Annotated in this window: 22 protein-coding genes and 1 tRNA gene; 10 read left to right on the top strand and 13 right to left on the bottom strand. The window is 70.4% G+C overall.

The window, feature by feature from the left end; translation table 11 throughout:
- Positions 1 to 163 precede the first annotated feature (163 nt).
- The 3 genes from E1181_RS13260 to E1181_RS13270 form a co-directional block, all read right to left on the bottom strand.
- Entirely contained in the window at positions 164 to 1,048 is an 885-nt protein-coding gene (locus E1181_RS13260) for a hypothetical protein (RefSeq protein ID WP_132674529.1), read from the bottom strand.
- A 164-nt stretch (positions 1,049 to 1,212) separates the two neighbouring features.
- The gene (locus E1181_RS13265; RefSeq protein ID WP_132674531.1) at positions 1,213 to 2,025 is read right to left on the bottom strand and encodes an SLATT domain-containing protein; all 813 of its coding nucleotides are present in this window, start codon (positions 2,023 to 2,025) and stop codon (positions 1,213 to 1,215) included.
- 306 nt (positions 2,026 to 2,331) lie between these two features.
- The gene (locus tag E1181_RS13270) at positions 2,332 to 3,177 is read right to left on the bottom strand and encodes a M23 family metallopeptidase (RefSeq protein WP_235876736.1); all 846 of its coding nucleotides are present in this window, start codon (positions 3,175 to 3,177) and stop codon (positions 2,332 to 2,334) included.
- Between the two features lie 229 nt (positions 3,178 to 3,406).
- On the opposite strand from E1181_RS13270, the gene E1181_RS13275 reads away from it, so the two are divergent.
- The 3 genes from E1181_RS13275 to E1181_RS13285 all read left to right on the top strand — a co-directional run bounded on the left by E1181_RS13275 (position 3,407) and on the right by E1181_RS13285 (position 7,232).
- The gene (locus tag E1181_RS13275; protein WP_132674533.1) at positions 3,407 to 4,561 is read left to right on the top strand and encodes a trans-sulfuration enzyme family protein; all 1,155 of its coding nucleotides are present in this window, start codon (positions 3,407 to 3,409) and stop codon (positions 4,559 to 4,561) included.
- A 78-nt stretch (positions 4,562 to 4,639) separates the two neighbouring features.
- Entirely contained in the window at positions 4,640 to 5,932 is a 1,293-nt protein-coding gene (locus E1181_RS13280; protein ID WP_207922133.1) for a DUF1266 domain-containing protein, read from the top strand.
- A 181-nt stretch (positions 5,933 to 6,113) separates the two neighbouring features.
- A complete protein-coding gene (locus tag E1181_RS13285) occupies positions 6,114 to 7,232 on the top strand; it encodes a DUF2637 domain-containing protein (protein ID WP_132674537.1) in 1,119 nt (372 codons plus the stop codon).
- A 10-nt stretch (positions 7,233 to 7,242) separates the two neighbouring features.
- On the opposite strand, the gene E1181_RS13290 is transcribed toward E1181_RS13285, so the two are convergent.
- The 6 genes from E1181_RS13290 to E1181_RS13315 form a co-directional block, all read right to left on the bottom strand.
- The gene (locus tag E1181_RS13290; RefSeq protein ID WP_235876737.1) at positions 7,243 to 8,409 is read right to left on the bottom strand and encodes an NAD(P)/FAD-dependent oxidoreductase; all 1,167 of its coding nucleotides are present in this window, start codon (positions 8,407 to 8,409) and stop codon (positions 7,243 to 7,245) included.
- 20 nt (positions 8,410 to 8,429) lie between these two features.
- Positions 8,430 to 9,056: a TetR/AcrR family transcriptional regulator gene (locus E1181_RS13295; protein ID WP_132674538.1), complete on the bottom strand. Its 627-nt coding sequence runs from the start codon at positions 9,054 to 9,056 to the stop codon at positions 8,430 to 8,432.
- A 30-nt stretch (positions 9,057 to 9,086) separates the two neighbouring features.
- Positions 9,087 to 10,043 carry a threo-3-hydroxy-L-aspartate ammonia-lyase gene (locus E1181_RS13300; protein ID WP_132674540.1) on the bottom strand — a complete coding sequence of 319 codons (957 nt, stop codon included), beginning with the start codon at positions 10,041 to 10,043 and terminating at the stop codon, positions 9,087 to 9,089.
- A gap of 347 nt (positions 10,044 to 10,390) precedes the next feature.
- The gene (locus tag E1181_RS13305) at positions 10,391 to 10,990 is read right to left on the bottom strand and encodes a dihydrofolate reductase family protein (protein WP_132674542.1); all 600 of its coding nucleotides are present in this window, start codon (positions 10,988 to 10,990) and stop codon (positions 10,391 to 10,393) included.
- Positions 10,991 to 11,290: 300 nt separating this feature from the next.
- Positions 11,291 to 11,542 carry a MerR family transcriptional regulator gene (locus tag E1181_RS13310; protein ID WP_132674571.1) on the bottom strand — a complete coding sequence of 84 codons (252 nt, stop codon included), beginning with the start codon at positions 11,540 to 11,542 and terminating at the stop codon, positions 11,291 to 11,293.
- A gap of 322 nt (positions 11,543 to 11,864) precedes the next feature.
- On the bottom strand, positions 11,865 to 12,470 hold the full coding sequence (locus E1181_RS13315; protein ID WP_132674544.1) for a hypothetical protein: 606 nt from the start codon (positions 12,468 to 12,470) through the stop codon (positions 11,865 to 11,867).
- Between the two features lie 282 nt (positions 12,471 to 12,752).
- Between E1181_RS13315 and E1181_RS13320 the strand changes: the two genes are divergently transcribed.
- Complete coding sequence (locus tag E1181_RS13320) at positions 12,753 to 13,199, top strand: Hsp20/alpha crystallin family protein (RefSeq protein WP_132674546.1); 447 nt, start codon at positions 12,753 to 12,755, stop codon at positions 13,197 to 13,199.
- Positions 13,200 to 13,307: 108 nt separating this feature from the next.
- On the opposite strand, the gene E1181_RS13325 is transcribed toward E1181_RS13320, so the two are convergent.
- Positions 13,308 to 13,381 (bottom strand) — tRNA-Thr (locus tag E1181_RS13325).
- Positions 13,382 to 13,557: 176 nt separating this feature from the next.
- Here E1181_RS13325 and E1181_RS13330 point away from each other — a divergent pair.
- The 6 genes from E1181_RS13330 (at position 13,558) to E1181_RS13355 (ending at position 20,317) form a co-directional block, all read left to right on the top strand.
- The gene (locus E1181_RS13330) at positions 13,558 to 14,982 is read left to right on the top strand and encodes an FGGY-family carbohydrate kinase (protein ID WP_132674548.1); all 1,425 of its coding nucleotides are present in this window, start codon (positions 13,558 to 13,560) and stop codon (positions 14,980 to 14,982) included.
- The gene (locus E1181_RS13335; RefSeq protein ID WP_132674550.1) at positions 14,979 to 15,875 is read left to right on the top strand and encodes a hypothetical protein; all 897 of its coding nucleotides are present in this window, start codon (positions 14,979 to 14,981) and stop codon (positions 15,873 to 15,875) included. The genes E1181_RS13330 and E1181_RS13335 overlap by 4 nt, the downstream gene beginning before the upstream one ends.
- A 69-nt stretch (positions 15,876 to 15,944) precedes the next feature.
- Positions 15,945 to 17,321 (top strand): sugar porter family MFS transporter, encoded by a 1,377-nt coding sequence (locus tag E1181_RS13340; RefSeq protein ID WP_132674552.1) that lies wholly within the window; start codon positions 15,945 to 15,947, stop codon positions 17,319 to 17,321.
- On the top strand, positions 17,318 to 17,905 hold the full coding sequence (locus E1181_RS13345) for an AAA family ATPase (protein ID WP_165944618.1): 588 nt from the start codon (positions 17,318 to 17,320) through the stop codon (positions 17,903 to 17,905). The genes E1181_RS13340 and E1181_RS13345 overlap by 4 nt, the downstream gene beginning before the upstream one ends.
- The gene (locus E1181_RS13350) at positions 17,854 to 18,876 is read left to right on the top strand and encodes a LacI family DNA-binding transcriptional regulator (RefSeq protein WP_132674554.1); all 1,023 of its coding nucleotides are present in this window, start codon (positions 17,854 to 17,856) and stop codon (positions 18,874 to 18,876) included. Before E1181_RS13345 ends, E1181_RS13350 begins: the two co-directional genes overlap by 52 nt.
- A 76-nt stretch (positions 18,877 to 18,952) precedes the next feature.
- Positions 18,953 to 20,317, top strand: coding sequence for a hypothetical protein (locus E1181_RS13355; protein ID WP_235876738.1), 1,365 nt, complete (start codon positions 18,953 to 18,955; stop codon positions 20,315 to 20,317).
- Here E1181_RS13355 and E1181_RS13360 read toward each other — a convergent pair whose 3' ends face one another.
- The 3 genes from E1181_RS13360 to E1181_RS13370 all read right to left on the bottom strand — a co-directional run bounded on the left by E1181_RS13360 (position 20,318) and on the right by E1181_RS13370 (position 25,286).
- Positions 20,318 to 21,541 (bottom strand): DNA polymerase III subunit delta', encoded by a 1,224-nt coding sequence (locus tag E1181_RS13360; RefSeq protein WP_132674555.1) that lies wholly within the window; start codon positions 21,539 to 21,541, stop codon positions 20,318 to 20,320.
- A gap of 64 nt (positions 21,542 to 21,605) precedes the next feature.
- On the bottom strand, positions 21,606 to 24,395 hold the full coding sequence (gene topA / locus E1181_RS13365) for a type I DNA topoisomerase (protein WP_132674556.1): 2,790 nt from the start codon (positions 24,393 to 24,395) through the stop codon (positions 21,606 to 21,608).
- Positions 24,396 to 24,701: 306 nt separating this feature from the next.
- Complete coding sequence (locus E1181_RS13370; RefSeq protein ID WP_132674557.1) at positions 24,702 to 25,286, bottom strand: hypothetical protein; 585 nt, start codon at positions 25,284 to 25,286, stop codon at positions 24,702 to 24,704.
- Between the last annotated feature and the right edge of the window lie 239 nt (positions 25,287 to 25,525).

A 25,525-nucleotide genomic window follows, 5' to 3' on the forward strand; every position in this document is an offset into this window, starting at 1 on the left:
AGGGCGGTGCGCGCCGGGAAGCGCGCACCGCCCTTTTGGTCACGCCCTCGCCGGGAGGGGTGTGGCGAGGCGTGAATCTGGATGCGTCGGGGGCCTTTCGCCCGGTTCGGCCGGCGGGTAGCGGTTGTGCCGGCTCCTCGACGGACGGTCAGGGTCGGGGATGTCAGTTGCCGAGCTGGGTGGCGGAGCCGAGCGGGCCGTGGGAGACGACGTCGTTGACCTTGTCCAGCGGAGAACCGGTCTTGCCGGTCAGGCCCTGGACGTCGCTGACGACGGGAAGTCCGCCGGCCAGGCCGCTGATCGGGTCGCTCTTGCCGGTCGGCAGCGGAGCGCCACCGAGCTCGGTGTTGCTCTGCGTCACGTTGCTGACCGTGTCGCCGACGACGTTGGTGGGCAGCTGGCCGGGCTTGGTCTGCGGGGTCTGGGTGACCTGGTGCAGCGTGCCGGTCAGGGTGGTGGGCAGGGCGTCGGTGGCACCGCTCTTGCCGACGGGCAGCGCGTCGGCGACCGGCAGGCCACCGAGGACGTCGCTCACCGGGCCGAGGGCGTCGAGACCGGGCAGCCCGCTCTTGCCGACGGGCAGCGCATCGGCGACCGGCAGGCCACCGAGGACGTCGCTCACCGGGCCGAGGGCGTCGAGACCGGGCAGCCCGCTCTTGCCCGCGGGCAGCGTCGAGCCGACCGGGAGCGGGGCCTCGTCGAGCGCGGAGGCCGGGTTGAGGTTGTGGGTGTGGCCGGTGCTGGCGTTCTGCACCGTCTCGACGACCGGCTTGAGCAGGCCCGCGGCGGGGGTGCCGCCGACGACCTGGCTGACCGGGTCGCCGGAGCGGCCGGTGAGGTGCTCTTCGAGCGGAACCACGTCACCGACGGTCTTCTGGGCCGAGGCGAGGGTTCCGGCGGCGTGGAACGCGGTGTTCGCCACGCCGTTGTCGGTGGGCAGCGATGCCGGCAGCTGCGGGGTCTCGGCAGCTGTGGCCGTGGCCGCGAAGCCGACGGCGCCGGCGCCACCGACCAGTACGGCGGCCGCCGCGGTAAAGGTGCGCTTCATCGCAATGCTCCTCTCTGCACAGGCCGAGTCCTGTGCGCCCGGCGGAGATTACGGAAGAAGCACCTGACACTATTCAGCGATCACGTCAGTAGGAAATATCAACAACCAGTGATCGCAATGCGCGGCATTCTTTTCACGATCGAGGGATGGCCCACCGATCTTGATTACTGCATGAGCCCGTCGTTGACTCCCGACGGCAACCGCCGGGCCCGTTCGGCGCGCAAAGCCTCGACGGCTTCGGCGAATTCGGCGTACGCCTCGCGCTCCGAACCGAATCGGCGGTAGCGCCCCACTCGCAGTTCCACGGACTCGTACTCGCGCTCCAGCGCGTCGGCGGTCTCCTGCCAGGAGGCGGCGCGGTCGCGGTGCTTGGTGTAGCCCGCGTACGCCGCGGAGACCGCCACCAGCAGGCTCAGCCCGATGGCGAACCAGCGGATCTCCGGGACCGCGGCGGCGGTCGCGGTCGCCGTGGCGGCGACGATCGATCCGCCGATGACGACGGCCTGCAGCGCGCTGTCCTTCCAGCGGTCGCTGCGCGCCTCGTGCCGGTAGCGCTCGATCAGCTCCGGCAGCTGCGCCCGGTAGCGCCGATGCGCGTCGAGCAGGTCGCCGGTCCCCAGTTCGTCCAGCAGCATGTCGCGGTGCGCGCTTTCGAGCGCGCGCAGGTCGGTGTCCACCGCGCGAACCTTAAAGTGCTGCCGGTAGACGTAGACCGCCGCCACGCCCGCAGACGCGGCGACGATCACGAACGTCACCGCGGCGGGCACCACCGAGGTCGATAACGCCAGCAGCGTGGCCCCCACTGCCGCGAGCAGCAGGTTTCCCGGGACGGCCCACGCGAGCAGCAGACGCTGCACGATGCGCTCCCGGTAGAGCTCCTCGGAGCGCTGGGCGATCCGACGCTCCCAGTCCCCCTGCTGGCGATCCTCGGCGAGCACCCCACCGCCGACGATCCCGGCCGTATCCACTCGCTCCATCACATGTCCTTCCAGCGCGTTAGTGCGATCGAAGTAGCTCCCGGAGTTCCACGACAATCGGCCAGGAGGGTGACTCTCGACTGGTCCTTTAGGTCCATCATCGACTGCGCCGAGTGATCACCGCTGGCCTCGAACGCCGCGAACCTCGCAATACCCGGCAGTGATAACAGTGAGTGGCGCGATGCCGGAGAGTGCTGGGCGGTTCCGGGTCAGGACACTGTGGCAGCGCCGCCGGATCACCGTTCAACCGGGTGGCAGAACGGTGTTCCGGCGGCGCGCCGATGCGCTGGAGCTACGTCAACGGGGTTAACGCGCTGGCCGCTCCCGCTTTTGTTCCGCGGGCCAATCGGTCAGCAACCGCGGCTCTCCGTAGAACGAGACCGGGTCGACCGCTTGGCCTTTGATCTCGATCTGGAAGTGCAGGTGCGGCCCGGTGGATTGACCGCGGTTGCCCATCGCGGCGATGAGATCACCGGATTGCACCTCGTGGCCCACCGGAACGTAGGCCGAATCGATGTGCCCGTAGGTGGAAACGGTGTCGTTGGGATGCGCGATCCTGATCCACAGCCCGTACCCGCTGGCGGGGCCGGAATCGATAACCGTGCCCGCGGACGCGGCCCTGATCGGCGTGCCGACGTCGTTGGCGATGTCGACGCCCTTGTGCATCTCGCCCCACCGCATCCCGAACCCGCTGGTGATCACGCCGCGCGTCGGGGCCAGCCAGGAGGCGGGTCGGCGAGCTGGTGGTCCAGATTCGATCGGGGGCAGGGCCGCGCTGTGCGCGACCGCGCGCACGGCTGGGATATTTTGCTCGGGGTGGGCATCCTGCACAGCGACCGTCGCTGCGGTCGCTCCACCGGCGCAGAGCCCGGCGGTGAGCAGGAAACCGAGAACATCATTGAAGACGGGTCTTTTTCGCAATGCCATTGTGTTTTCACTCCTGGCACCGTCGGCGCACTGCGCCTCCGGCTCGGTGAATCCTGTTGGCATACGCCGGACGAATTCATCCGGCGTCGGGGCAGCCCGAAAAAGATTGGAGCCGAGCACTGCATTCAGCGCATTCCCAAACAATCGATCTCCGGCCCTCGACTTGTGTTCATCGGAAATGGGTGGACCGCCCCGCGCATCCACCACAAGAATCAATTCGAGCACCCAGGGTCCACTGTGGGCGCGATTCCCGGTGAACGGTGCGACACACGTCCCGCCCGGTCCGGGGAGGGGCCACGGAGGGTGCACGGCGGTGAATGAATTTCCGGTTCAGCGCCCGGAACGCCTTACCACCCGACCGAGAGTCACCCGATCAGGTCAAAACCGATGGGCTTTCCGGCGCGTCGACGCGTTCCTAGGCTGGCGAGCAGGTCGAGCACGGGAGGGGTCGAGCATGGACGAGGACCGCATCGAGACGCTGGCGGTGCACGGCGGCGAACGCCGGCCGGGCCCCGAAGGATCGGTGGTGTACCCGATCTACCAGGGCACGGTGTACTCGGTGCCGAGCGGAACCGACTACCACGACCTGCGCTACATCCGGTTGAACTCGACCCCGTCGCAGTCCTACCTGCACGACAAGCTCGCCGCCCTGGAGTGCGCCGAAGCGGGGCTGGCCACCGCGTCCGGGATGGCCGCGATCTCCACCGCGCTGCACAGCGTCCTGCGCAGCGGCGACCACCTGCTGGTCGGCGACTGCCTCTACGGCGGCACGCACGACTTCCTCACCCACCACGCCGCCGACTTCGGCTGGAGCTACACCTTCATCGACCCGCACCGCCCCGACACCTGGGAGGCCGCGCGCACCCCGAGGACCAAGGCGGTGCTGGTCGAGAGCATCACGAACCCGCTGGTCAGGGTCGGCAGGCTGCCCGAGGTCGCGGAGTTCGCGCGGGCGAACGGGCTGGTCAGCCTGATCGACAACACCTTCGCCACACCGGTGAACTTCCGCCCGCTGACCGCCGGTTTCGACCTGGTGCTGCACAGCGCGACGAAGTATCTCAACGGGCACTCCGACATCGTGGCCGGCGCGATCGTCGGAGGCGCCGAGCACGTCGAGCGAGCCCGCACCACCGCCAACCACTTCGGCGGCAGCCTCGACCCGCACGCCGGGTTCCTGCTGGCCAGGGGCTTGAAGACGCTGGCGCTGCGGGTGCGCGCGCAGAACGAGAACGCGCTGCGGCTGGCCGAGTTCCTGGCAGCGCGGCCCGAGATCGAGCAGGTCAACCACCCGGGCCTGGAATCCCACCCCGACCACGCCCGCGCCGCGGAGCTGTTCGACGGCTTCGGCGGCATGCTCAGCATCCGCCCGGCGGGCGGGGTCGCGGCGGCGCAGAAGCTGATCGACGCGCTGCGGCTGCCGTTCGACGCGCCCAGCCTCGGCGGGGTGGAGTCGCTGATCACGCGACCGGCCGCCACCTCCCACGCGGGCATGAGCCCGCAGGACCGACTCGCCCTGGGAGTCACCGACGACCTGATCCGGATCAGCGTCGGCGTGGAGGCCCCCGAAGACCTCATCGACGACTTCGAACGAGCCCTCGCGGCGTCGTGAAAGATCGCTTGATCAGCCCCGCTGGCAAGTTGTCGCAGATGGCGGCTTCGCCCGATGGCGCTGGGTAAGTTCGCTCTCGTGACTCCTCAGCTCGGCGGGGCTTCTGGCCCGTACTACACCGTGGGTGAGGTCGACGATCACGACGAGATCGTCCCGATCATCCCCAGTGACCAACCGTTCGTTCCGCCGACCGCAGTCGAAAGAGAGCTCTGCTCAGCCATCGTCGACGAGGACCCCTGGGCCTACCTGTGCGTGGTGGCCGCGACCGGCGTCTACCACCCGGTGGCGCTGGTGCACGCGCACAGCAACCCGGCGAAGCGGCAGATGGTGACCTCGACGCTGGGCGACGGCCGCATCGCGACCTTCGTCTACACCCAGGACATGCTGCCGCGACCGCATCCCTACCTGGTGTACGAGTTCGTCTCGCTGCGCACGCTGTCGGAGATCATCCCGGACGAGGTCGAGGTGCTGGCGGTCAACGCGAACACGCCGTGCGAGCTGTACCTGGAGGTCACCGACGAGGAGCGGGAGCGCTGGCAGGCGGCCCACGAGCGCTTCGGCGCATTGGGTTTCAGCGGCAACCGGCTGGTGACCCGGTTGAGCGGGGGCGCGGAGCCGACCGAGCTGCTGCACGGCCTGGCCTGCGGTGCGCACCTGTGCTTCCTCAACGGCGAGGCGTGGAACAACCTGGACTGGCACGGGCTCGGCTACAGCGGCGAGGTGGAGCGGCTCTCCGAGGGCTGGGGCGTGAAGGTCCGCCAGGACTGGATCAACCTGCAGAACCGGCTGCTCAACTGCGATGTCAGCACCTCGGACTGGGATTTCGTGCTGGGCGCGCGGAACTTCCTGGTCAGCACCGAGGGCCCGCAGGTGGATTCGCAGCGGTGGCGGGAGTGCGTGGACGCCACGATCCGCAACAACATCGCGGCGAACGTCCCGGGCGCGTCGGCCGAGCGCGGCGGGAGCCCGGAGGTGGACTCCTACGCGGACTTCCTGTGCGGGCTGGTCGGCAAGATCATCCGGTACGAGGCGCGGTTCCGCGCCGACGAGCTGCTGCCGCCGAACGGCTACGTGCGCACGGTCGCGGGCTGGGACCTGGGCCGGGCGTCGAAGGTGGCCCGGTGGGGACGCGGGGCCCGGTACGCCACGCAGGCGGAGATGTACGAGGCGCTGGACCTGGTCGGGCAGGAGGTGCGGTCCCGCTACTCGTCGTGGGCGGAGTTCTCGGTCGGCTACATCCTGGGCCGCTGCCTGCACTTCGACGACGAGGCGTTCGGCGCCACCTACACCGACGTGCTGGAGGCGCACCGAGCGCTGCTGACCGAGCACGGCAGCCCGTGGCTCACCGTCCCGTTCCAAACGGAGAGATGAGCTCCGGATCACTCCGCTTCTTCGCGACTCCCCCTGATCGCCCTGACCTGCGACGTTCGTGATCTTGGCGAGAAGTCGCCAATAACAATGCATCTCGAACGCGCTCGTGTTGTCACCTGATCGAGTGGTGTTTGTCTACCATCAGCGGGTCCCGCGATGACCCGGCTGCATTGGACCGACGTTGAGCGAGCAACCGAGTACGAGATCCGGCCACGGGCTCTGGCTTTCCCGCGCCGCCCTGGGGTTCGTCGCCCTCGCCGCGCTCATGGGCTGGGGTGCGAGCTTCGTCGGCCTGCACGCCTACGGCCAAGACCAGATGGTCGGCTTCAGCTACTGGACCGCCTGGCTGATCCCGGCCACCTTCGACGGTGCCGCCTTCGGCGCCACGCTGATCACCTACCGCGCCTCGATCTACGGCCGCAGCGCCGTGCGCGGCCGGCTGCTGATGTGGACCTTCACGGCGATCTCGTCGTGGATCAACTGGATCCACCAGCTCACCCCGGAAGCGCGCATCGTCGCCGCCGGTCTGCCGGTCGCCGCCGTCGCGGTCTTCGACGTCGTGCTCGCCGAGCTGCGCGCGGACTTCGAGGAGCGCCACGGGAAGCGCCGCCTGCGGCTGCGCCCGGGACTGCTCGTGCTGCGCTGGCTGGTCGACCGCGACGGCACCTCCGGCGCCTTCCGCCGCCAGGTCACCGACATCCCGGTCTCGGAGATCGCCGGTCTCGGCAAGCAGGACGAGACCATCCGGCCCGCGGCGATCGCCCCCACTCCCCCGAAGCCCGAACCGGTTCCGGCGGAACGCGCGCCCGCTCCGCCTCGACCGACGCAGGAGCTCCCACCGCAGCCCGCCGAGAGGCGCCCGGAGCCCGAACCGGCCGTGCGGGAACCCGTCGTCCGCGAGTCCGTCGCGCACGAGCCCGCCGTCCGCGACGCCGAGCCGCCGACCGAGGAGCGCGGAACGGCCGCAGCGGAACCGGAGACGACCGAGCGCGACGAAGCGTTCGACGAGAACCGCTCGGAGGGAACGACTTCCACCGAGGAGCACGACGAGCGCCCGAACCTCTCGGAGCAGACGCTCACGCTGCCACCGGTTCCCGCGGACCCGCTCAGCGACGAGGACAAGCGGACCTTCGCGCGCCGCGACTACCGGCTCTCGCTGGAGATCGGCGAGCCGATCACCGGCGCCCAGCTCGGCAACCGCTACGGCTTCTCCGAGCGCTGGGGACGCCGCCAGATCGCCGCGGTCCGGGTCGAGATGGAGCAGGACGAGGACGCCCGCGACCTCGTCGCGGCCCACTGAGCGGTGGCGCTCACGCCCCGGCGGTGAGCGCCTCCACCAGCGCCTTGCGGTGCTGCCGGGTCTGCTTGGGCATGTTCCAGCCCAGAACGCCGACGGCGCGGCCATCGCGGTGGTGCAGCTCGACGAAACGCCGCTCGGCGCGGTCGCCTTCCACCACGGTCACCTCGTCGTCGGGCGAGAGCACCCCGTAGACGTGGATCTTCGCGTCGAACTGGTCGGTCCAGAAGTACGGGACCGGCCGGTAGGCGCGGTCCTCGCCGAGGATGTTGTCGGCGACGGCCATCGCCTGCTCGCTGGCGTTGGTCCGGTTCTCCAGGCGGATGACCCCGAACCCCGGGTGCTCCCACCGCGCCACGTCACCGACGGCGTAGATCCCGTCGGCCGCGCGGCACCGGGAGTCGCAGACCACTCCGCGGTCGAGGCGCAGCCCGCTGCTCTGAAGCCAGCCGGTCACCGGATCAGCGCCGATGGCCACCACCACGACGTCCGCGGGCAGCACCTCGCCACCGGCCAACCGGACCCCGCTGACCTGACCGCCGTCGCCGACCAGGCCGTCGACGGCGGCGCCCAGCCGCAGCCGGACTCCCCGATCGGTGTGCAGTTCTCCCAGCGCGGCAGCGGCTTCCGAGCCGAGCTGGGCGGCCATCGGCGCGGCGAGCGGGCCGGTGAGCGTCACGTCCAGGCCCATCCCGCTCGCGGTCGCGGCGATCTCGCTGCCGAGCACGCCCTCCCCGACCACGACCAGCCGCTTCGCGGCCAGCAGGTCGGCGCGCAGCGCGACGCTGTCGTCGAGCGTGCGCAGCACGTGCACCCCGGCGAGCCCGTCCTGACCGGGCAGCCTGCACGGGCGGACTCCGGTGGCCACCACGACCGAATCGGCACGCAGCTCGCGCCCGGACTCGGTGCGCACGGTGCGGGTGGCGACGTCCAGCGCCACGGCCGGATCGCCCAGCAGGAACTCCGCGTCGAGCTTGTCCAGCGCCTCGGGGCTACGCAGGCTGGTCCGCTCCGCTTCCCACTGCCCCGCCAGCACCTGCTTGGACAGCGGCGGCCGGTCGTAGGGCGGGTGGGATTCGGCGCCCAGCACCGTCATCGATCCGTCGAAACCCTTGCGCCGCAAGGCGTCCGCTGTGGTCAACCCCGCTGCCGCGGCACCCACGACCAGAACTTCGCTCACGTTCGGCGTCCTCTTCCGGCTCACTCGGTGACGGGCGCCAGCCAGAGGCCGGTGAGCGCGTCGATCACGTTCTGGGCGGTTTCTTCCCAGGTCAGGCGGGCTGTTCCCTCGGCGAGGGCGCGTTCCTGCTCGGCCATCATGTGCACCAGCACGTGCCGGGTCATGTCGTTGCGCACGAGCTTGGCGCGCAGCGGGAGGTCCGGCTGGCAGTCGTTGAGGCCGTCCATGACCCGCATCAGCGTCGGCCCGGACATGGCTTCGCCCACGACGAGTTCGCGCAGCGACGGGTCGCTCATCAGCTGGGCGCTGAACCGCGCGAGCGTCGAGCCGCGCAGCGAGGCGTGGTGCTCGACGGTGGGCAGCACCAGGCAGGTCAGCCAGTCGCGCACCTCGCGGGAGTCGCCGATCTCGCCGAGCAGCCGCTCGCGGTTGGCCTCGACGGGTTCGGCGTGCCTGCGCACGATGGCGCGCAGCAGGTCGGACTTGGTCCCGAAGTGGTAGCCCACGGCGGCGTTGTTACCCTGACCTGCGGCTTCGCTGATCTGCCTGTTGGACACGGCGAAGACGCCCTGCTCGGCGAAGAGCCGTTCAGCGACGTCGAGGATGCGCTCCTTGGTGGCACTCGCCCGGGAGGTCGCGGCACTCATGCGCGCCAGCTTAAGTCACGTGACTGATTTTTAGCTACCCAGCAGACTCGCATAGCGCTCCAGGTCGACGTTGCCGCCACTGATGATCACACCGATCCGCTTGCCCTCGAACTCCGGCGCGGCCTCTCGGGCGGCGGCGAACCCGAGGCACCCGGTGGGCTCGACGACGATCTTCAGGTAGGTCGCGAACAGCTTCATCGCCTCGACGAGCTGGGCATCGCTCGCGGTCCGGATGTCGTCGACGTCCCGCCGGATGATCTCGAAGGTGTGCGTGCCGAGGTGCTGCGTCTGCGCCCCGTCGGCGATGGTCCTGGGCGTGTCGATGTGCACGATCTCGCCGCTGCGCAACGACCGGAGCCCGTCGTCGCCGGCCTCCGGCTCGACCCCGTGCAGCAGGCAGTTCGGAGACGAAGCCCTGGTGGCCAAGGCCGTCCCGGACAGCAGTCCTCCCCCGCCGAGCGGCACGAACAAGGCGTCGAGCTCCCCGACGTCCTCGAAGAGCTCCTTGGCGGCGGTCCCCTGCCCGGCGATCACGTCCGGGTGGTCGTAGGGCGGGATGAGCGTCAACCCCTGCTCGCGGGCCAAGGCACCCCCGATCTCCTCGCGATCCTCGGAGTACCGGTCGTAGCGCACGATCTTGCCGCCATAACCGCTGGTGGCGGCCACCTTCGATGCCGGAGCGTCATGCGGCATCACGATCGTCGCGGGCACGCCCAGCAGCTGAGCCGCCAACGAGATCGCCTGGGCGTGGTTCCCGGACGAGTAGGTCACCACCCCCGCCCGGCGCTGCTCCTCCGACAGCTTCGACACGGCGTTGAAGGCCCCGCGGAACTTGAAAGCCCCCATCCGCTGGAAGTTCTCGGCCTTGAAGAAGACCTCCGCACCGAGCTGCTCGTCGATCAACCGAGAGCGCAGCGCGGGAGTCCGGTGGGCGACCCCCTCCAACCGCTCCGCAGCGGCGACGACGTCCTCGAACCCCACAACCATCCCGACCTCCACGGATGCCCCGAGCCCTCCCGGACACCGGGCGGAGCGCCCTCCCACGCCCGGCCGCCACACGATAGCCGTTCGACCACCGGATGCGGATCCGCTCAGCAGCGCCGCTGACCGGCAGGAGAAAACTCGGGGCGTGCGAACAACCTTCGGCGTTGCCGTTGCGTCCTACGGACGAAGACCGTCGCAGGCGCCGGTTCTCACCGGCGGCTGGACTCCGACGCCGCCGGCCACGAGCACGCCGTGACGCGGCCCAGGACTTCGCGATCAACCAGCCGCAGGTCCCGGGCGGAGAACGACCGCAGGTCACTGGGGGTGACCTGCGGTCTTCCCCGTGCGGATCAACGGACCCGGTCGTAGACCACAGCCACGTCGCCGATCTCCCCGGTCTCCTGGCGGACGAGCTTCCACCTCGAAGCCGGGAGGCCGTCCTCGAACAGCCGCTGCCCTCCGCCGGCGATCTCGGGGAAGATCATGAGGTACAACCGGTCGACCAGGTCTGCGGCGAGAAGCGGCTTGATGATGCTCGGGCAGCTGTTGACGAGGATGTCGCCCTCACCGGTGGTCTTGAGCTCTTCGACGACGTCCACCGCCGGGCCGTTGACCACGCGGGTTCGCCCCCACGGTGCTGCCGCCAAGGTCGTCGAGAAGACCACCTTTTCCACGTCCACCAGCCACTTCGCGTACCCGCGATCACGCGGATCGGCGTTGTCGTCGTCAGCGACCGCGGGCCAGTACCCCAGGAACCCCTCGGCGTTGACCCGGCCGAGAACTGCCGTGGTCGCGCCCTCCCAGATGCGCGTGAGCTGGTCCCGCGCGACCTCGCTGGTCACGTACGGGGCGAACGCGCTGAAGTCGTCGGGACCGCCGGGACCGTTGAAACGTCCGTCGAGGGTGAGGGCCAGATTCGCGGTCACCTTGCGGCCGGTCGAGTTGGTCATGTCGCGCTCCTCGCGGTGTCGTCCCTGCCGGTGTGCCCGCTTCCGGGGTCAGGGTCCGGTCCCGCCGGGTGGGGTGCCACATCAGCCTGTGCGGCCACGACCGGTGATCAACGCTCGAATGGGACAGCAACGTTAGCGCAGTGCTCCACGATCCGGGGTGACGTTGCGCGCGAGCGACACGGTTTCCACGCGCCGAAGCTAGCGGGTGCCCGGGCGAGGACGGTGCGAGAAGGAGGAACCGCCCACCTCGGAGTTCGGGAAGTGGCCGATCACCGCAGCTTTCGACCGGAGCGCTGCTGGTCAGGTGGGAGCGCCTGGTTCGGACTGACCGGTGGCCTCGGCGAGTTGATCTTCGAGGGTGACGATGCGGCAGGCCGCGGCCACGGGGGTGCCCTGGTTGATGAGTTCGCGGGCGCGGGCGGCGCGGCGCAGCTGGGCTCGCGAGTAGCGCCGGTGCCCGCCTTGCGAGCGTTGCGGGGTGATCAGCCCGGCGGTTTCCAGGCTGCGCAGGAACGCCTGCGTGACCTCCAGCATGTCCGCGGCCCGCCCCATCGTGTAGGCGGGGTAGTCCTCATCGTCGAATTTCGCGCCCGGCCGATCCTGGCTCACTACTGCTTCTGCTCCCTGTGCGCCTTCGTCGAGGCCCCCGTGCACCAAGGGGCGCAGGGACCCTCGAGGGGAAATCGCTCTGCATGCCGCTCACCGGCAAAACGGAACCCGACAACCGCGGCGGCGGGGACGAACGCGGAATCGACGACCCCTTCTCGCTCGCGTGCCCTTCTCGAATCTTCTCGCGCAAAAGCGTAACAGGACCAAGACATCATATCTACATCGGCGATCGCAGGAATTCGCCTCCACGCCGGCCGGCACCGGGTCAGGATCCGGGGAGGGTGACGAGTCCCCCGCAGGGGCTGGCAGCCATCCAGTCGTCGATGCCGGCCTGCGGATCGGCCAGGCCCAGGTCGGTGAGGCTGCCGATCACCGGCAGCTCCGCGGTGTTGTCGCGTCGCGCCGGCGTCAGGGCGTTCCACCACAGGCGGTGGTTGCTCACCGCAGCCGCCGCGATCAGCGTGCCGCGCCCGTCGTGCTGATCGCGGACCCAGGACAGGGTGTCGCCGGGCACGCAAGCGAGCACGACCAGCCCTCCGGCCTGGGTTTCGGGCAAGGGAGCCAGCGTTGCCCGCAGTCGCTGGTCGTCGAGAGCCTCGAGGATCACCCGGGTGGTGTGGGCGCGGTCGCCGATCCGTTCGTCCAAGGCCTCGCGCACCCACATCCCCTCGCCCAAGGAGTGTTCGGTGTGTTCGCGCACGCCCTGCGGCGGCCACTGGCGCAGCTCGGCCAACAGTCGCTGCTCCAGCTCGGCGCGCGCCTGCGGCAAGGCGCCAGCCGCCACGGTCGTCTTGCCGTCTGCGATGTAGCCGGCCCACCGGCTCGTGACCTCGTCCAGGACGCATCGATACACGACGTGCACCGCCTCCATCTCCAACCCCCTTCCCGCACGCCCCTTTTCTCGCTCTGCCCAGAGCATTTCTCTCGAGTGGGCAGACTTGAAAATCTACTCTCGCGGACACAGAATAGGGGTGCGGAGCCGGAAGGGGAAGAGCCGACGCAAGGGAGGTGAGCGCCGCATTCGCCCGGCTCACCCCGGCTGTGCGGATCCCGGCCGGCAGCGGGCCGGCCGAGGACTGCACAGGCCCGGGGTCTTCTGGTTCGCATTGCTGGCAGAACACGTCGCGTCGTGAGCTGAAGGGAGTGGACTGCGATGACGCTGGCGTTCGACCCGCTGTTCCGTGACCTCAACCGGCTGGCCACCGAGATGCTCGGCTCCAGCCGCGTGCCCCAAGGCATGGCGATGGACGCCTACCGCGCCGGGGATCACTACACCGTCGAATTCGACCTGCCCGGCATCAACCCCGACACCTTGGAGGTCCGGGCGGAGAACAACACGCTGACCGTGCGCGCCGAACGCGCCACCCGCGCCGCTGACGAGAGCGAGGAGCAGGTCAGCTACGTCACCGCCGAGCGCCCGCGGGGCACGTTCTCCCGCCAGATCTCGCTGGGTGACGGACTGGACCTGGACAACGTCTCGGCCGACTACACCGACGGGGTGCTGACGGTGACCCTGCCGATCGCCGAGAAGGCCAAGCCCCGTCAGATCAAGGTCGGACACGGCGGCAGCCACAGGGTCATCGAGCAAGGCAGCAGCTGACCGGCTACGGCCCGACCGCAGCGAACTGACCACCGACCAACCGCGACCTGCGGACCGGAAGACGAAAGACCCCAGTTCACGCGAGGTGAACTGGGGTCTTTCCTGCTGAGCCGCCTAAGGGAATCGAACCCTTGACCTACGCATTACGAGTGCGTCGCTCTGGCCGACTGAGCTAAGGCGGCAGTGCGCGGACAAGTGTAGCTGGCCAGATCCAGAGCCCGTCGGGACCCCCCGGGCACGGATTCTGACATCGATGTCCGCACTGTATCGAAAAAGCTTTGACATCGATGTCCAGCACCCTGTTCAGTGACCTCCGAGAGCGGCGGAGCGGCCGCGCGACCAGCGAGGAGGTGCCGGGGTGGGCTTCGCGACGACCGAGGCGGTCGTGGGCGTCGACGTGGGAAGCACCGAGATCAAGGCGCTCGTCGCCGATCTGAGCGGTGTGACGCTGAGCGTCCAACGAACGGCCACCGACTGGCACCGATCCGCGGGCGGCGGCAGCGAGCTGCCCGTCGACGCGCTCCTCGACCGCGTGCTGTCCGCGCTGTCAGGAGCCGTGCGGGTGGCCGAGGAATCCGCGCGGCGGCTGACCGTCGTGGGCGTCGCCATCACCGGCATGGCCGAGTCCGGCGTGCTGCTCGACCGCGGTGGAGATCCGCTGCACCCCGTCATCGCCTGGTTCGACCAGCGCGGCGCCGAGGAGCTGGCGCTGCTGCCCGACGAGCTCGTCGACTCCTTCAGCGGGCGCACCGGCCTGCCGCTGAGCCCGCTGTGCTCGTTCGCGAAGCTGAACTGGCTCGCCGCGCACGGGATTTCGCCACATCGCGCCGAGAAGTGGCTCAACGTCCCGGAACTCGTCGCTGCGGCGCTGGGCGGCGAGGCCGTCACCGAACCCTCGCTGGCCTCCCGGACCGGACTGCTCGACCAGGGCACCCGCGGACCGTGGGAACCGGCGTTCCAGCAGCTCGGCCTGCCGACCTCCGCGCTCCCACCGCTGACCACCGCGGGCACCCCGATCGGCCGGGTCGACCACCCGGGCGTCCCCGACGCCGTCCGGGGAGCGGTGATCACCGTCGCCGGGCACGACCACCCGGTCGCCTCGGTCGCCAGCGGCGTCTGGCACGGGGAACACCTCTTCGACTCCTGCGGCACCTCCGAGGCGCTGCTGCGCGTCGTCTCCGCTCCGCTGCGCGACGACCAGCGCCGACGGCTCACGGCGAACGGCGTCGCGCAGGGCGCGCATGTGCTGCCGGACCGCTGGATCCTGCTCGGCGGCACCCGCGGCGGACTGCTGCTGGACCGGGTCCTCGCGCTGCTGGGACGCCAGGACCAGCGAGCACGGGCGGAGCTCGACGAGCAGGCCCTCACCAGTCCCGGTTCCACGGGCTCGGTCGTGATCAGCGGTGCGCACGCGCGCAGCGAGCACGTCTCGGTCCAGCTCGTCGGATCCGAGGTCACGCCCCTGACGACCTGGTCGGCAGCGCTGGAGCACGCGATGGCCGAGACGGACGCGGTGATCGAGCTGATGTCCGCCGAGGCCGGGCCGCACGAGCACGTCACCGCCGCAGGCGGGTGGACCCGGATGCGCAGCTTCCGCGCCGCCAAGCAGCGCAGCCTGCCCGCAGTCGAGTACGCCCGGGTCGACCAGCCCAGCGCCTACGGCGCCGCCCTCTTCGCCGCGCGCGCCGCCCGGTCCGCCGCAGGCGAGACCGGGGTGTCCGCAGTGGACATCGCCCGCGAATTCACCGGAAACACCCTCACAACCGCAGGAGTTCAGCTGTGACCCTCGCCGACATCGCACGATCCGACGGCACCTTCGCCATCGTGGCCCTCGACCAGCGCAACACCCTGCGCCGCATGTTCACCGCCGCCGGCCAGCCGGTCGACGACGACGTTCTGCGCACCTTCAAGGGAGACGTCATCGCCGGGCTCTCGCCGAGCGCCAGCGGCCTGCTCGTCGACCCCGACTTCGGCGTTCCCGCGGCGATCGCGGACGGCAACCTCGCCCCCGGCGCCGGTCTGGCCGTGGCGGCGGAGCCGTCCGAGCGCGGCAAGTTCGGCGACGAACCGCTCACCCGCCGGGAACCCGCGCAGAACGCCGCGTGGGTGCGCGACATGGGCGGCCACGCGGTGAAGTTCCTCGTGCAGCTGCGCGCCGACCGGGACCGCTCGCTCGGCGGGCGGGACGTGTCCGCCGAGGCGCTGGACGCCACAGCGCAGGTCGTCGCCGACTGCCGCGCGGACGGGGTCCCCTCGGTGGTGGAGAACCTGATCTACCGGCTGCCCGGCGAAACCGAGCTCAGCCCCGAGGCCCGCGCCGACGCGATCATCGAGGCCGCCCGCGCGCTCAACGACCTCAAGCCCGACCTGCTGAAGCTGGAGTACCCGGGCTCGGCCGAGGCGTGCCGCCGGATCGCCGAAACGGTCACCGTGCCGTGGGTGGTGCTCTCCGCCGGCGTCGGGTTCGAGGAGTTCCAGGAGGTGCTGCGCATCTCGTGCGACGAGGGCGGCGCCTCGGGATTCATCGCGGGCCGCGCGTTCTGGAAGGACGCGGTGGCGCTGGAACCGTCCGGGCGGCGCCCCTTCCTCTCCGACACCGCCCGGCGCCGGCTGGACGCCTGCGCGGCCGCCATCGACGGCAGGGCCACGCCCTGGACCGCCATCGCCGACGACTGATCCGCACCCGAGAAACCCAGAGGAACAGGAACTTCACCGGCAACGAAGCCGGAGAGAAGAGGTCCGACCGTGGTCACCACACCGGTCACCCCACCCACCCCCGCCACCGCGAGACGAGCCGTCGTCGGCGCCACCGCGGTCGCCGCGCTCGGCGGCCTGCTGTTCGGCTACGACACCGGTGTCATCTCCGCAGCGCTGCTCTACATCGCCCCGGCGTTCCAGCTCTCCGAGATGTGGCAGCAGATCGTGGTGGCGTCGCTGCTCGTCGGTGCGATCGTCGGCGTCGCGGTCGGCGGCATCGTCGCGGACAACCTCGGCCGTCGCCGGACGCTGTCGATCACCAGCCTGGTCTTCACCGTCGGCGCGGTGATCTCGGCGGTGGCGCCGAACCTGCCGACCCTGCTGGGCTCTCGGCTGCTGCTCGGCTTCGCGATCGGCACCGCCTCCCTGTCGGTGCCCGCCTACATCGCGGAGATCGCACCGCCCGAGAGCCGCGGCCGGCTGGTCTCGATCAACCAGATCATGATCAGCTCCGGCATCCTGTTCTCCTACCTGGCCGGGTTCCTGCTCGCGGACGCGGCTGCCTGGCGGTGGATGCTGGGGCTGGCGGCCGTGCCGTCGCTGCTGATGTTCGTCGGTCTGCTGAGGCTGCCGGAGAGCCCGCGCTGGCTGGTCTCCCGAGGCCGCCTGGACGACGCGCGAGCCGTGCTCGGCAAGGTGGTCGGCGCCGACCGCGTCGAGTCGGAGCTGACCGCGCTGTCCTCAGCGGTGACCGCCGAGCGGAACGTGACCTACCGCGACGTGCTCCGGCCCTCGCTGCGACCGGCGATCTACCTCGGCATCGGGGTGGCCGCGGTGAACCAGCTGGTCGGCGTCAACGCGATCACCTACTACGCGCCGACGCTGCTGACCAAGGCCGGTTTCGGGGAATCCGCGGCGATCCTGTCGTCGGTGGGCATCGGCATCGCCAACGTCGCGTTCACGCTGGTCGGCCTGCTGCTGATCGACCGGGTCGGGCGCCGGCCGCTGCTGCTGGTCGGACTCGGCGGCGTGGTCGTGTCGCTGGTCGTCATCGGACTGCTCTACGCCGTCACCGACCTCAGCGGCGTCTGGGCGGTGGCGCTGGTGGCCTTCCTGATCATCTACGAGGCGATGTTCTCGGCCAGCATCGGTCTGGCGATGTGGCTGATCAACAGCGAGATCTTCCCGACCGCGCTGCGCGGCAAGGCCGGCAGCTTCGGAATGTTCACGCACTGGGGCCTGAACCTGATCATCTCGCTGACGGTGCTGAGCGCGTTCGAGGCGTTCACCCCCAGCGGTCTGTTCTGGCTCTACGCGGCCTTCGGCCTGATCGGCTTCTTCTACCTGAAGAAGTACCTGCCGGAGACCCGCAACCGCACGCTGGAAGAGGTCGAGGAGATCCTGCGGGCGAGGGCGCGGAAGTGACTCCGGTCGCGCTCCTGATCTCCGGCGAACCGGCCAGCGGCAAGACCACGTTGGGCGCGGCGGCGGCCGAGCGGTACTCGGCCGCCCTGCTCGACCTCGACGTGATCACCGGCCCGCTGACCGAGCGGTTCGGCACCCTCCTGGACGACCCGGAGGTGCGGGAAGCCCGCTACGCGGCGCTGCTCGACACCGCGGCGGACACGCTGCGGGTCGGCACCTCGGCGGTGCTCGTCGCCCCGTTCACCGCCGAGCGCGCCGACCCGCGCCGGTGGTCCGCCGCCGCCGGGCGGCTCCGCGCCGCAGGTGCCGAACCGCTGCTGGTGTGGGTCGACTGCCCGCCGGAGGTGATCTTGACCAGGATGCGCGAGCGGGCCGCCTCGCGGGATTCCGCCAAGCTGGACGATCCGGCGAAACTGCTGGCCACGCGGTCGATCGAGCCGGTCGCGCAGCACGTTAGAGTCGATGCGACAACGCCGATGGCCGAACAACTCGCCGAGCTCGACCGGCACTGCCCGAGCGGAAGGGAGCAGGCGTGCGCACAGGCAACGCCACGCTCTACGACGTGGCCGCTGCGGCCGGAGTGAGCCCGAAGACCGTCTCCCGCGTGATCAACGGAGCCGCCGGGGTCTCCGAGGCCACCCGCCAACAGGTGCAGGCCGCCATCGACGAGCTCAACTACCGGCCGAACTTCCACGCCCGCTCGCTGCGCGTCGGACGCGACGAGGCCATCGGCGTGGTGCTGGAATCGCTGTCCGACCCGTTCTTCGCCACGATGGCCAGCGTCATCGAGGAGCACGCCCTGCAGCGCGGCCACGTCGTGCTGGCCTCCAGCGTCGGCGGCGACCCGGAGCGCGAGCACAAGCTGGTGCAGAGCCTGCTCCAGCGGCAGGTCTCCGGCCTGATCATGGTTCCGGTCAGCGGTGACCAGAGCTACCTGCGGGCGGCGGCGGGGCAGACCCCTGTCGTGTTCGTCGATCGCCCGGCCCAGCCCGACGGGCTCGGCGCCACCGTGCTCGGCGACGACTTCGGCGCCGCGCAGGCCGCGACCAAGCACCTGCTGCACTCGGGCCACACCGAGATCGCGCTGATCGGCGACCGTCCCGACGTCTACACCACCGCCGAGCGGGTCCGCGGATATCGCAGCGCCATGGCCGAATCCCGCGTCGGAGTGCGCGAAGACCTCGTCAAGACGGGCATTTCCAGCGCGGCGGAAGCGCGCAGCGCGCTGGACGAGCTGCTGCGCTCGGAACACCCGCCGACCGCGGTGTTCTCCTCCAACGCCCGCTGCTCCCTCGGCGTCGTGCCCGCGCTGCACGCTCGCGGCCGGACCGACATCGCGTTCGTCAGCTTCGGCGACTTCCCGATGGCCGACTCGCTGTACCCGGCGGTCACGGTCGTCGACCAGGACCCGGCGGCGGTCGCCCGGACCGCGACCGAGGAGCTGTTCCAGCAGATCGACGGATCGGCGGCCACCGAGGCACCGCTGTCCCTGCCGTTGCGGCTGGTTCCGCGGGGTTCCGGCGAGATCCCGCTCGCCGCGGTCAGCAGGGCGTGACTCAGGCGTCACCGAACGCCGTTGTGATCGTTGATACCTCCACCGAGGCAGTGACGCCTATCACGGAGGATGTCGGATGCGCGCCTTTCGTCGGCTGTGCGCCTGCGCGGCGGTCACCATGGCGATCGCCGGGATGTCGATGCCCGCGGCGATCGCGCAGAGCGCGTACCCCACGACGCCGACGCCGCAGCCGCAGAACCCGGGCCAACCTCCCGGGCGAGTTCCGGAGGACATCCCGCGGCCGGTCATCGGCGAGGCGGGGACGATGCTCGGGATCGTGCGCCTGCTGCCCGCGACCGCACCCGGCGACGCGTTCTTCAACGACCCCGAGTTCGAGAGCAAGCTGCCCAAGCAGGCCGTGCTCGAAGCCGGCATGGGCCGCGCCCTGGCGCAGGTGAATTCGGAGGCCTACCTCGCCCACGAGCACTCCGTCGCCGAGGCCTCGCCGTTCGGCGTCGGCATCATGGGCCACGTCCCGCAGGTCCCCGGCGGCCTCGCGCAGAACGCGCTGTCCGACCACGAATCGCCCACCACCAGCGCCCTGGCGCCGCCGTCGTCCCCCGCCGACCAGCTGGTCAGGCTCAGCGGGCTGAACGGCACCGTGCACGCGCGGTGGAACCAGGAGACCGGGCCGTGCGGGGTGGCTCCGCTGTCCGAGGCTCGCTACTCGATGGCCTCCGGGTCGGCGCTCAACCAGATCCCCGGGCTCGGCGGTTCCGTGCTGGAGGTCCCGTCGATCGCCGAGGCGCGCTCCAGCGTGCGGCTCGCCGACGTCCCCGGGCAAACCGGCAAGGCCGTGACCTCGACGTCGGAGCTGCAGATCTCGCAGGTGAAGCTGTTCAGCGGTTCGCCGCAGGAGATCTCGGTCGACGTCGTCGGGCGGCCGGTGGTGGTCGCCACCGCGACCGGCGATCCCGCCACCACCCGCGTCGACCACACCGCCCCGGTGCTGCGCATCAGCCAGGGCGGCCGGGAGATCGCCGTGCTCGACGCGGCGAACCCGACCGCGGACGTGCCGATCCCCGCCATTCCCGGCCTGGACCAGCGGGTCCTGGACCTCGGCGTGCTGCGGCTGAGCCTCGGCGAGCTCAAGCAGGAGGCGATGGGCAACGAGATCCGCGGCACCGCGAGGCTCTTCGACCTGAAGCTGCTCGACGGCACCAAGCTGGGGCTGCCCACCGCACTGGCCCAGATCTCCTTCGGCGAGCAGGTCGCGCGCGCCGCGGCTCCCGCGGGCGGCGTCAACTGCGATCCCCCGGCCGCCGGCGCCGCGGGCGGAGCCGAGGCCACTCCGGCCGCCTACCACCAGGCGCGCACCCAACCGCTCGCGCTGACCAGCGGCAGCTACTTCGCGGTCCCGATCTTCTGGACCGGCGCCGGACTGCTGCTCCTCGGCTCGATCATCGTCGCGGCGCTGCCCCGCAGGAACGCCGAGCACTGATCATCCGGTGAACAGCGTGGCGAGCATGGCCTCGACCGCGATCAGCGGTTTGACGTTCTGGGTCAGGGCCGTGCGGCATTCCAGGACCGCCTCCAGGCGGCGCAAGGTGGACTCCGACGTCCACTCCGCCGCCGCCTTCGCCGAAGCGCGGGCGAAATCCGGGTGGTTGAGGACCGCCTGCGAACCGGTGCGGGTCACCAGGACGTCCCGGTAGAAACCGGCCAGGTCCACCAGGGCCAGGTCCAGGGCGTCCCGCTGGGAGCGGGTGGCGCGGGACTTCTGGCGCTTCTCCAGCTCCTTCAACGCCGCGTTGGCGCCTCGGGTCGCCGACGCCGTGCCCTTGCCGGTCCCGCCCGCGCCCATCGCGGTCTTGAGCTCCTCGCGCTCGGACTCGTTGCGGTCCTCGTTGGCCGTGACCGCCTCGGTCTCGGCCAGCTTGACCAGCCCGGACGCCGCGGTGAACACGTCGGCGAAGCGCTGCAGGCCGAGCGGGATGCGCAGGACGGACTCGCGGCGCTCGCGGGCCAGCTCGTCGGTGGCCAGCCGCCGGGCGCGGCCGATGTGCCCGCCGCAGACCTCCGCGGCCCACTCCGCCAGCTGCGGCTCGATGTCGTCGCGCTCGCGCAGCACCTCGGCGATCGCGCCGGACAGCGGCGTGCGCAACTGCAGGACGCGACACCGCGAGCGGATCGTCACCGAGACGTCCTCGGGGTGGTCCGACGGCGCGCACAGCAGGAACACCGTGCGCGGCGGCGGTTCCTCGACCGCCTTGAGCAGCGCGTTCGCCGCGCCCTCTGTGAGCCGGTCGGAGTCCTCGATGAGCACCACGCGCCACTGCCCGGTGCTCGGGCGCCGCGCGGCGGCCTGCACCAGGGCGCGCATCTCCGCCACCGAGATCGACAGGCCCTCCGGCACCACCAGCTTCACGTCCGCGTGGGTGCCGTGCAGGACCGTCCGGCAGGCGGTGCACTTCCCGCATCCGGCAGTCGCGGGATCCTCGCACTCCAGGGCTGCGGCGAAGGCACGAGCCGCGATCGAACGACCGGACCCCGGCGGGCCGGTGAACAACCACGCGTGCGTCATCGCACCCGGCGGGACCTGCTCGCCCCGGACCTGCCGACGCGCCGCGTCGGCCGCCGCGTGCAGGGTGCCGACGGCGTCGGGCTGGCCGACGACCTCCGCCCACACCCCGGTCGCGGGTACCTCCGGAGCGCCGGTGCGCATCGCGTCAACTCCCTCGTGCCGAACTATCGGGTCACGACTCTACGATGCCGCACCGACGCCGCGGTCAGGACTTCGAGGTGGTCGACTTCGACGACGTCGACTTCTTGGCCGCCGTCTTGGTGCCCGTCAACTTCGACGCCGCGGTCTTGGTGCCGGTGGACTTCGACGCGGTGGTCTTCTTCGCCGCCGTGCTCTTGGACGCGGTCGACTTGGACGACGTGGACTTCTTCGCCGGAGCCTTCTTCTTCGCCGGAGCCTTGGCCCGGCGCTCCGCCAGCAGTTCGACGGCGCGGTCCATCGACAGCTCCTCCACCGCGTCGCCCTTGCGCAGCGACGCGTTGGTCTCGCCGTCGGTGACGTACGGGCCGAAGCGACCGTCCTTGATCACCAGGGCCTTGCCGGTGTCCGGAGCCTCGCCCAGCTCGCGCAGCGGCGGCACGGCGGCGCGGCGGCCCCGCTGCTTGGGCTGCGCGTAGATCTTGAGCGCCTCGTCGAGGGTGATCGAGAAGATCTGGTCCTCGGTCTCCAGCGACCGCGAGTCCGTGCCCTTCTTCAGGTACGGGCCGTAGCGGCCGTTCTGCGCGGTGATCTCGTTGCCCGACTCCGGGTCGGTGCCCACCACGCGCGGCAGCGACAGCAGCTTCAGCGCGTCGTCGAGCGTCACGGTGTCCAGCGACATCGACTTGAGCAGGCTGCCCGTGCGCGGCTTGGACTTGTCGTCCTCCGGCAGCACCTCGGTCACGTACGGACCGAACCGCCCTTCCTTGGCGACGACCTCGTGACCGCTCTCCGGGTCGGTGCCCAGGCTGCGGCCCTCCATCGGGGTGGCGAACAGCTTCTCGGCGATCTGCACCGTCAGCTCGTCCGGCGGCAGGTCGTCAGGCAGGTTCGCCCGCTGCGCCGTCTCGTCCTCCAGCGTCCGCTCCAGGTAGGGCCCGTAGCGGCCGACGCGGACGTAGATGGTGCGCCCGTCCTCGTCGTCGAACATCGGGATCGAGTTGATCGCGCGCGGGTCGATCTCCTCCACCGACGAACCGACCAGCTTCTTGAGCCCGCCGGCGCGGCCGATCGAGTCCTCCGGACCCACTTCGCCGCCGAAGTAGAAGCCGGCCAGCCAGCGGGTCCGCTCCTCGCGGCCCTCCGCGATGCCGTCCAGCTCGTCCTCCAGCGCGGCGGTGAAGTCGTAGTCCACCAGCCTGCCGAAGTGCTGCTCCATCAGTCCCACGACGGCGAACGCGATCCACGAGGGAACCAGGGCCGAGCCCTTCTTCCACACGTAGCCGCGCTCCTGCACGGTGCTGATGATCGACGCGTACGTCGACGGGCGGCCGATGCCCAGCTCTTCGAGCGTCTTGACCAGGCTCGCTTCGGTGAAGCGCGGCGGAGGGTTGGTGGTGTGCCCGTCGGGCTCCAGCTCCGGCGCCGTGATCGACTGGTCCTGGGTGAGCTGCGGCAGCCGCGACTCGGCGTCGTCGGCGACACCGCCCGCCTCGGAGTCCACGGCCTCGACGTAGGCCTTGAGGAAGCCGGGGAAGGTGATGGTGCGACCGGACGCGGCGAAAGTGCACTCCTCACCGCTGCTGGCGGTGCCGCTGATGCGCACCGACAGCGTCGTGCCCTTCGCGTCGGCCATCTGGGAGGCGATGGTGCGCTGCCAGATCAGCTCGTAGAGCTTGAAGCCGTCGACGTCGTTGGACAGCTCACCAGCGACCTCGCCCGGCGTGCGGAAGCTCTCCCCCGCGGGACGGATCGCCTCGTGCGCCTCCTGCGCGTTCTTGACCTTGCGGTTGTACTGCCGCGGCTGCGGCGAGAGGTACTGCTCGCCGTAGAGGTCGCGCGCCTGGTTGCGAGACGCCGCGATCGCCGTCTCCGACAGCGTCGTGGAGTCGGTACGCATGTAGGTGATGTAACCGTTCTCGTACAGCCGCTGCGCGGTGCGCATCGTGCGGTCCGCCGAGAAGCGCAGCTTGCGGCTGGCCTCCTGCTGCAGCGTCGAGGTCATGAACGGCGCGTACGGCTTACGCGTGTAGGGCTTCTCCTCGACGCTGGAGACGCTCAGCTGCGCGTCGGTCAGCGCCCCGGCGAGCTGCCGGGCCTCGGCCTCGGTGAGGACCTTGGTGTCGGAGTTCTTCAGCCGCCCGTCCGGACCGAAGTCGCGGCCGGTGGCGAGCTTGGAACCGTCCACCGAGACCAGGCGGGCCCCGAAGCGACGCGGCGAGGCGTCCGGGCCGGCGTCCATGGTCGCGGCGATGTCCCAGTACTCGGCGGAGACGAAGCGGATGCGCTCCCGCTCGCGCTCGACGACGACGCGGGTCGCCACGGACTGCACGCGGCCCGCCGAGAGCTTCGGCATGACCTTCTTCCACAGCACCGGGCTGACCTCGTAGCCGTAGAGGCGGTCCAGGATGCGGCGGGTCTCCTGGGCGTCGACGAGGTCCTGGTCGAGGTCGCGCGGGTTGGCGGCAGCGGCCTGGATGGCGGACTCGGTGATCTCGTGGAAGACCATCCGGCGGACCGGGACCTTCGGCTTGAGGGTCTCCAGCAGGTGCCAGGCGATGGCCTCGCCCTCGCGGTCACCATCCGTGGCGAGGTAGAGCTCGTCGACCTGCTTGAGGGCGTCCTTGAGCTCGGTGACCGTCGACTTCTTGTCGGCGCTCACCAGGTACAGCGGCTCGAAGTCGTTCTCGACGTCGACACCCAGTCGCGCCCACGCCTGGCCCTTGTACTTCTCGGGCACGTCCTTGGCGTTGCGCGGCAGATCGCGGATGTGCCCACGCGAGGACTCCACGATGAAGTTAGAGCCGAGGTAGGAGGCGATCTTCTTGGCCTTCGCCGGTGACTCGACGATCACCAAGCGCCGGGTAGCGGAGCCGTTCCCGTTGGGAGACCCCGAAGCCCGACCGGCCCCGCCGCCGGCCTTCTTCGTTCGTGTCGACCCAGCCAACGCTTACCTGCTCTCTTCTTCCGGAAGCATCCCTTGCACCCGGCGCCCATCCGTTCGTGTCCCTGGAGTGTGCGCGCCGCACGGTTGGCCGTGCCGCACCGGGAAGGCACAGGGTTGCATATAACACGTCGATATTCGTCGACGTCTTGTTGTACGAACGTATCGGGTTACCCAGGTGTTCCGTTTCGTGACCTGGCGTGATGTGCGTCAACCCGCTCAGGAGACGAGCGGAATCATTCCCTCGATCGCACCATCGGGCAGCGGCCCCACCAGCTCGGCGAGCCTGGCCAGGCGCCTGCGACCGGTCACCCGCAAGGCCGGTCCGCCCGCCCTGACGCCGACCGTCTTGGTCGGCAGCCCGCAGCCGCGGAGCGCCTCGGCGAGCGGCTCGTGCGTGTCGGGAGCGTGCGGGTCGAGCCCGAGGCGGTAGCCGTTGTGGTCCGCCGCGCCCGCAGCGAGCGCCCAGATCCGCAGCGCCCAACCGTCCGGCACGAATCCCGACGGTACAGACTTCACGGCGCCGCGCAGCCAGTGCGCGGCCAAGCCGGTGAGGTCGGAGCGGAACGCGGTGCGGACCAGCGGCCGTCCTTCGTCGGAGCGGCCGAGCTCGGCCTGCACTCCCCGCTCGGAGCAGGCGGCGAGCAGGCAGCGGGCGCGCCACTCGGCGTCGACGACCACCGACAGCCTCGCCGCGGTCCCGCGGCCGAACCCCACGGCCTGACCGGGTCCGCACAGCATGCCCGCGAGGTCGGCGACGTCCGCCCGCCGAGCCTCTGCCGAGTAGAAGGACAGCTGGTCCACGATCGGGATGCTAGAACAGCAGTTCGAGATTATCCACCAACGTAACCCGATCGATTGAGTCCCGACGCCTGGTGGACACGATTTCAATGGAAATCGAGGGACGGAATTCCACTGAGGTGATCTCAGTGGAATGGGGATGGCTGAGGGCCTGAGGAGATGTGGGCGTGGGGTCCTGGTAGAAGAAGGTCTCACCACAAGATCATCTTCAGAACCAGGACCCCACGTGATCACCTATCGTG

This window comes from Saccharopolyspora terrae (genome assembly GCF_004348435.1).
In the GTDB taxonomy this organism is placed as follows: domain Bacteria; phylum Actinomycetota; class Actinomycetes; order Mycobacteriales; family Pseudonocardiaceae; genus Saccharopolyspora; species Saccharopolyspora endophytica.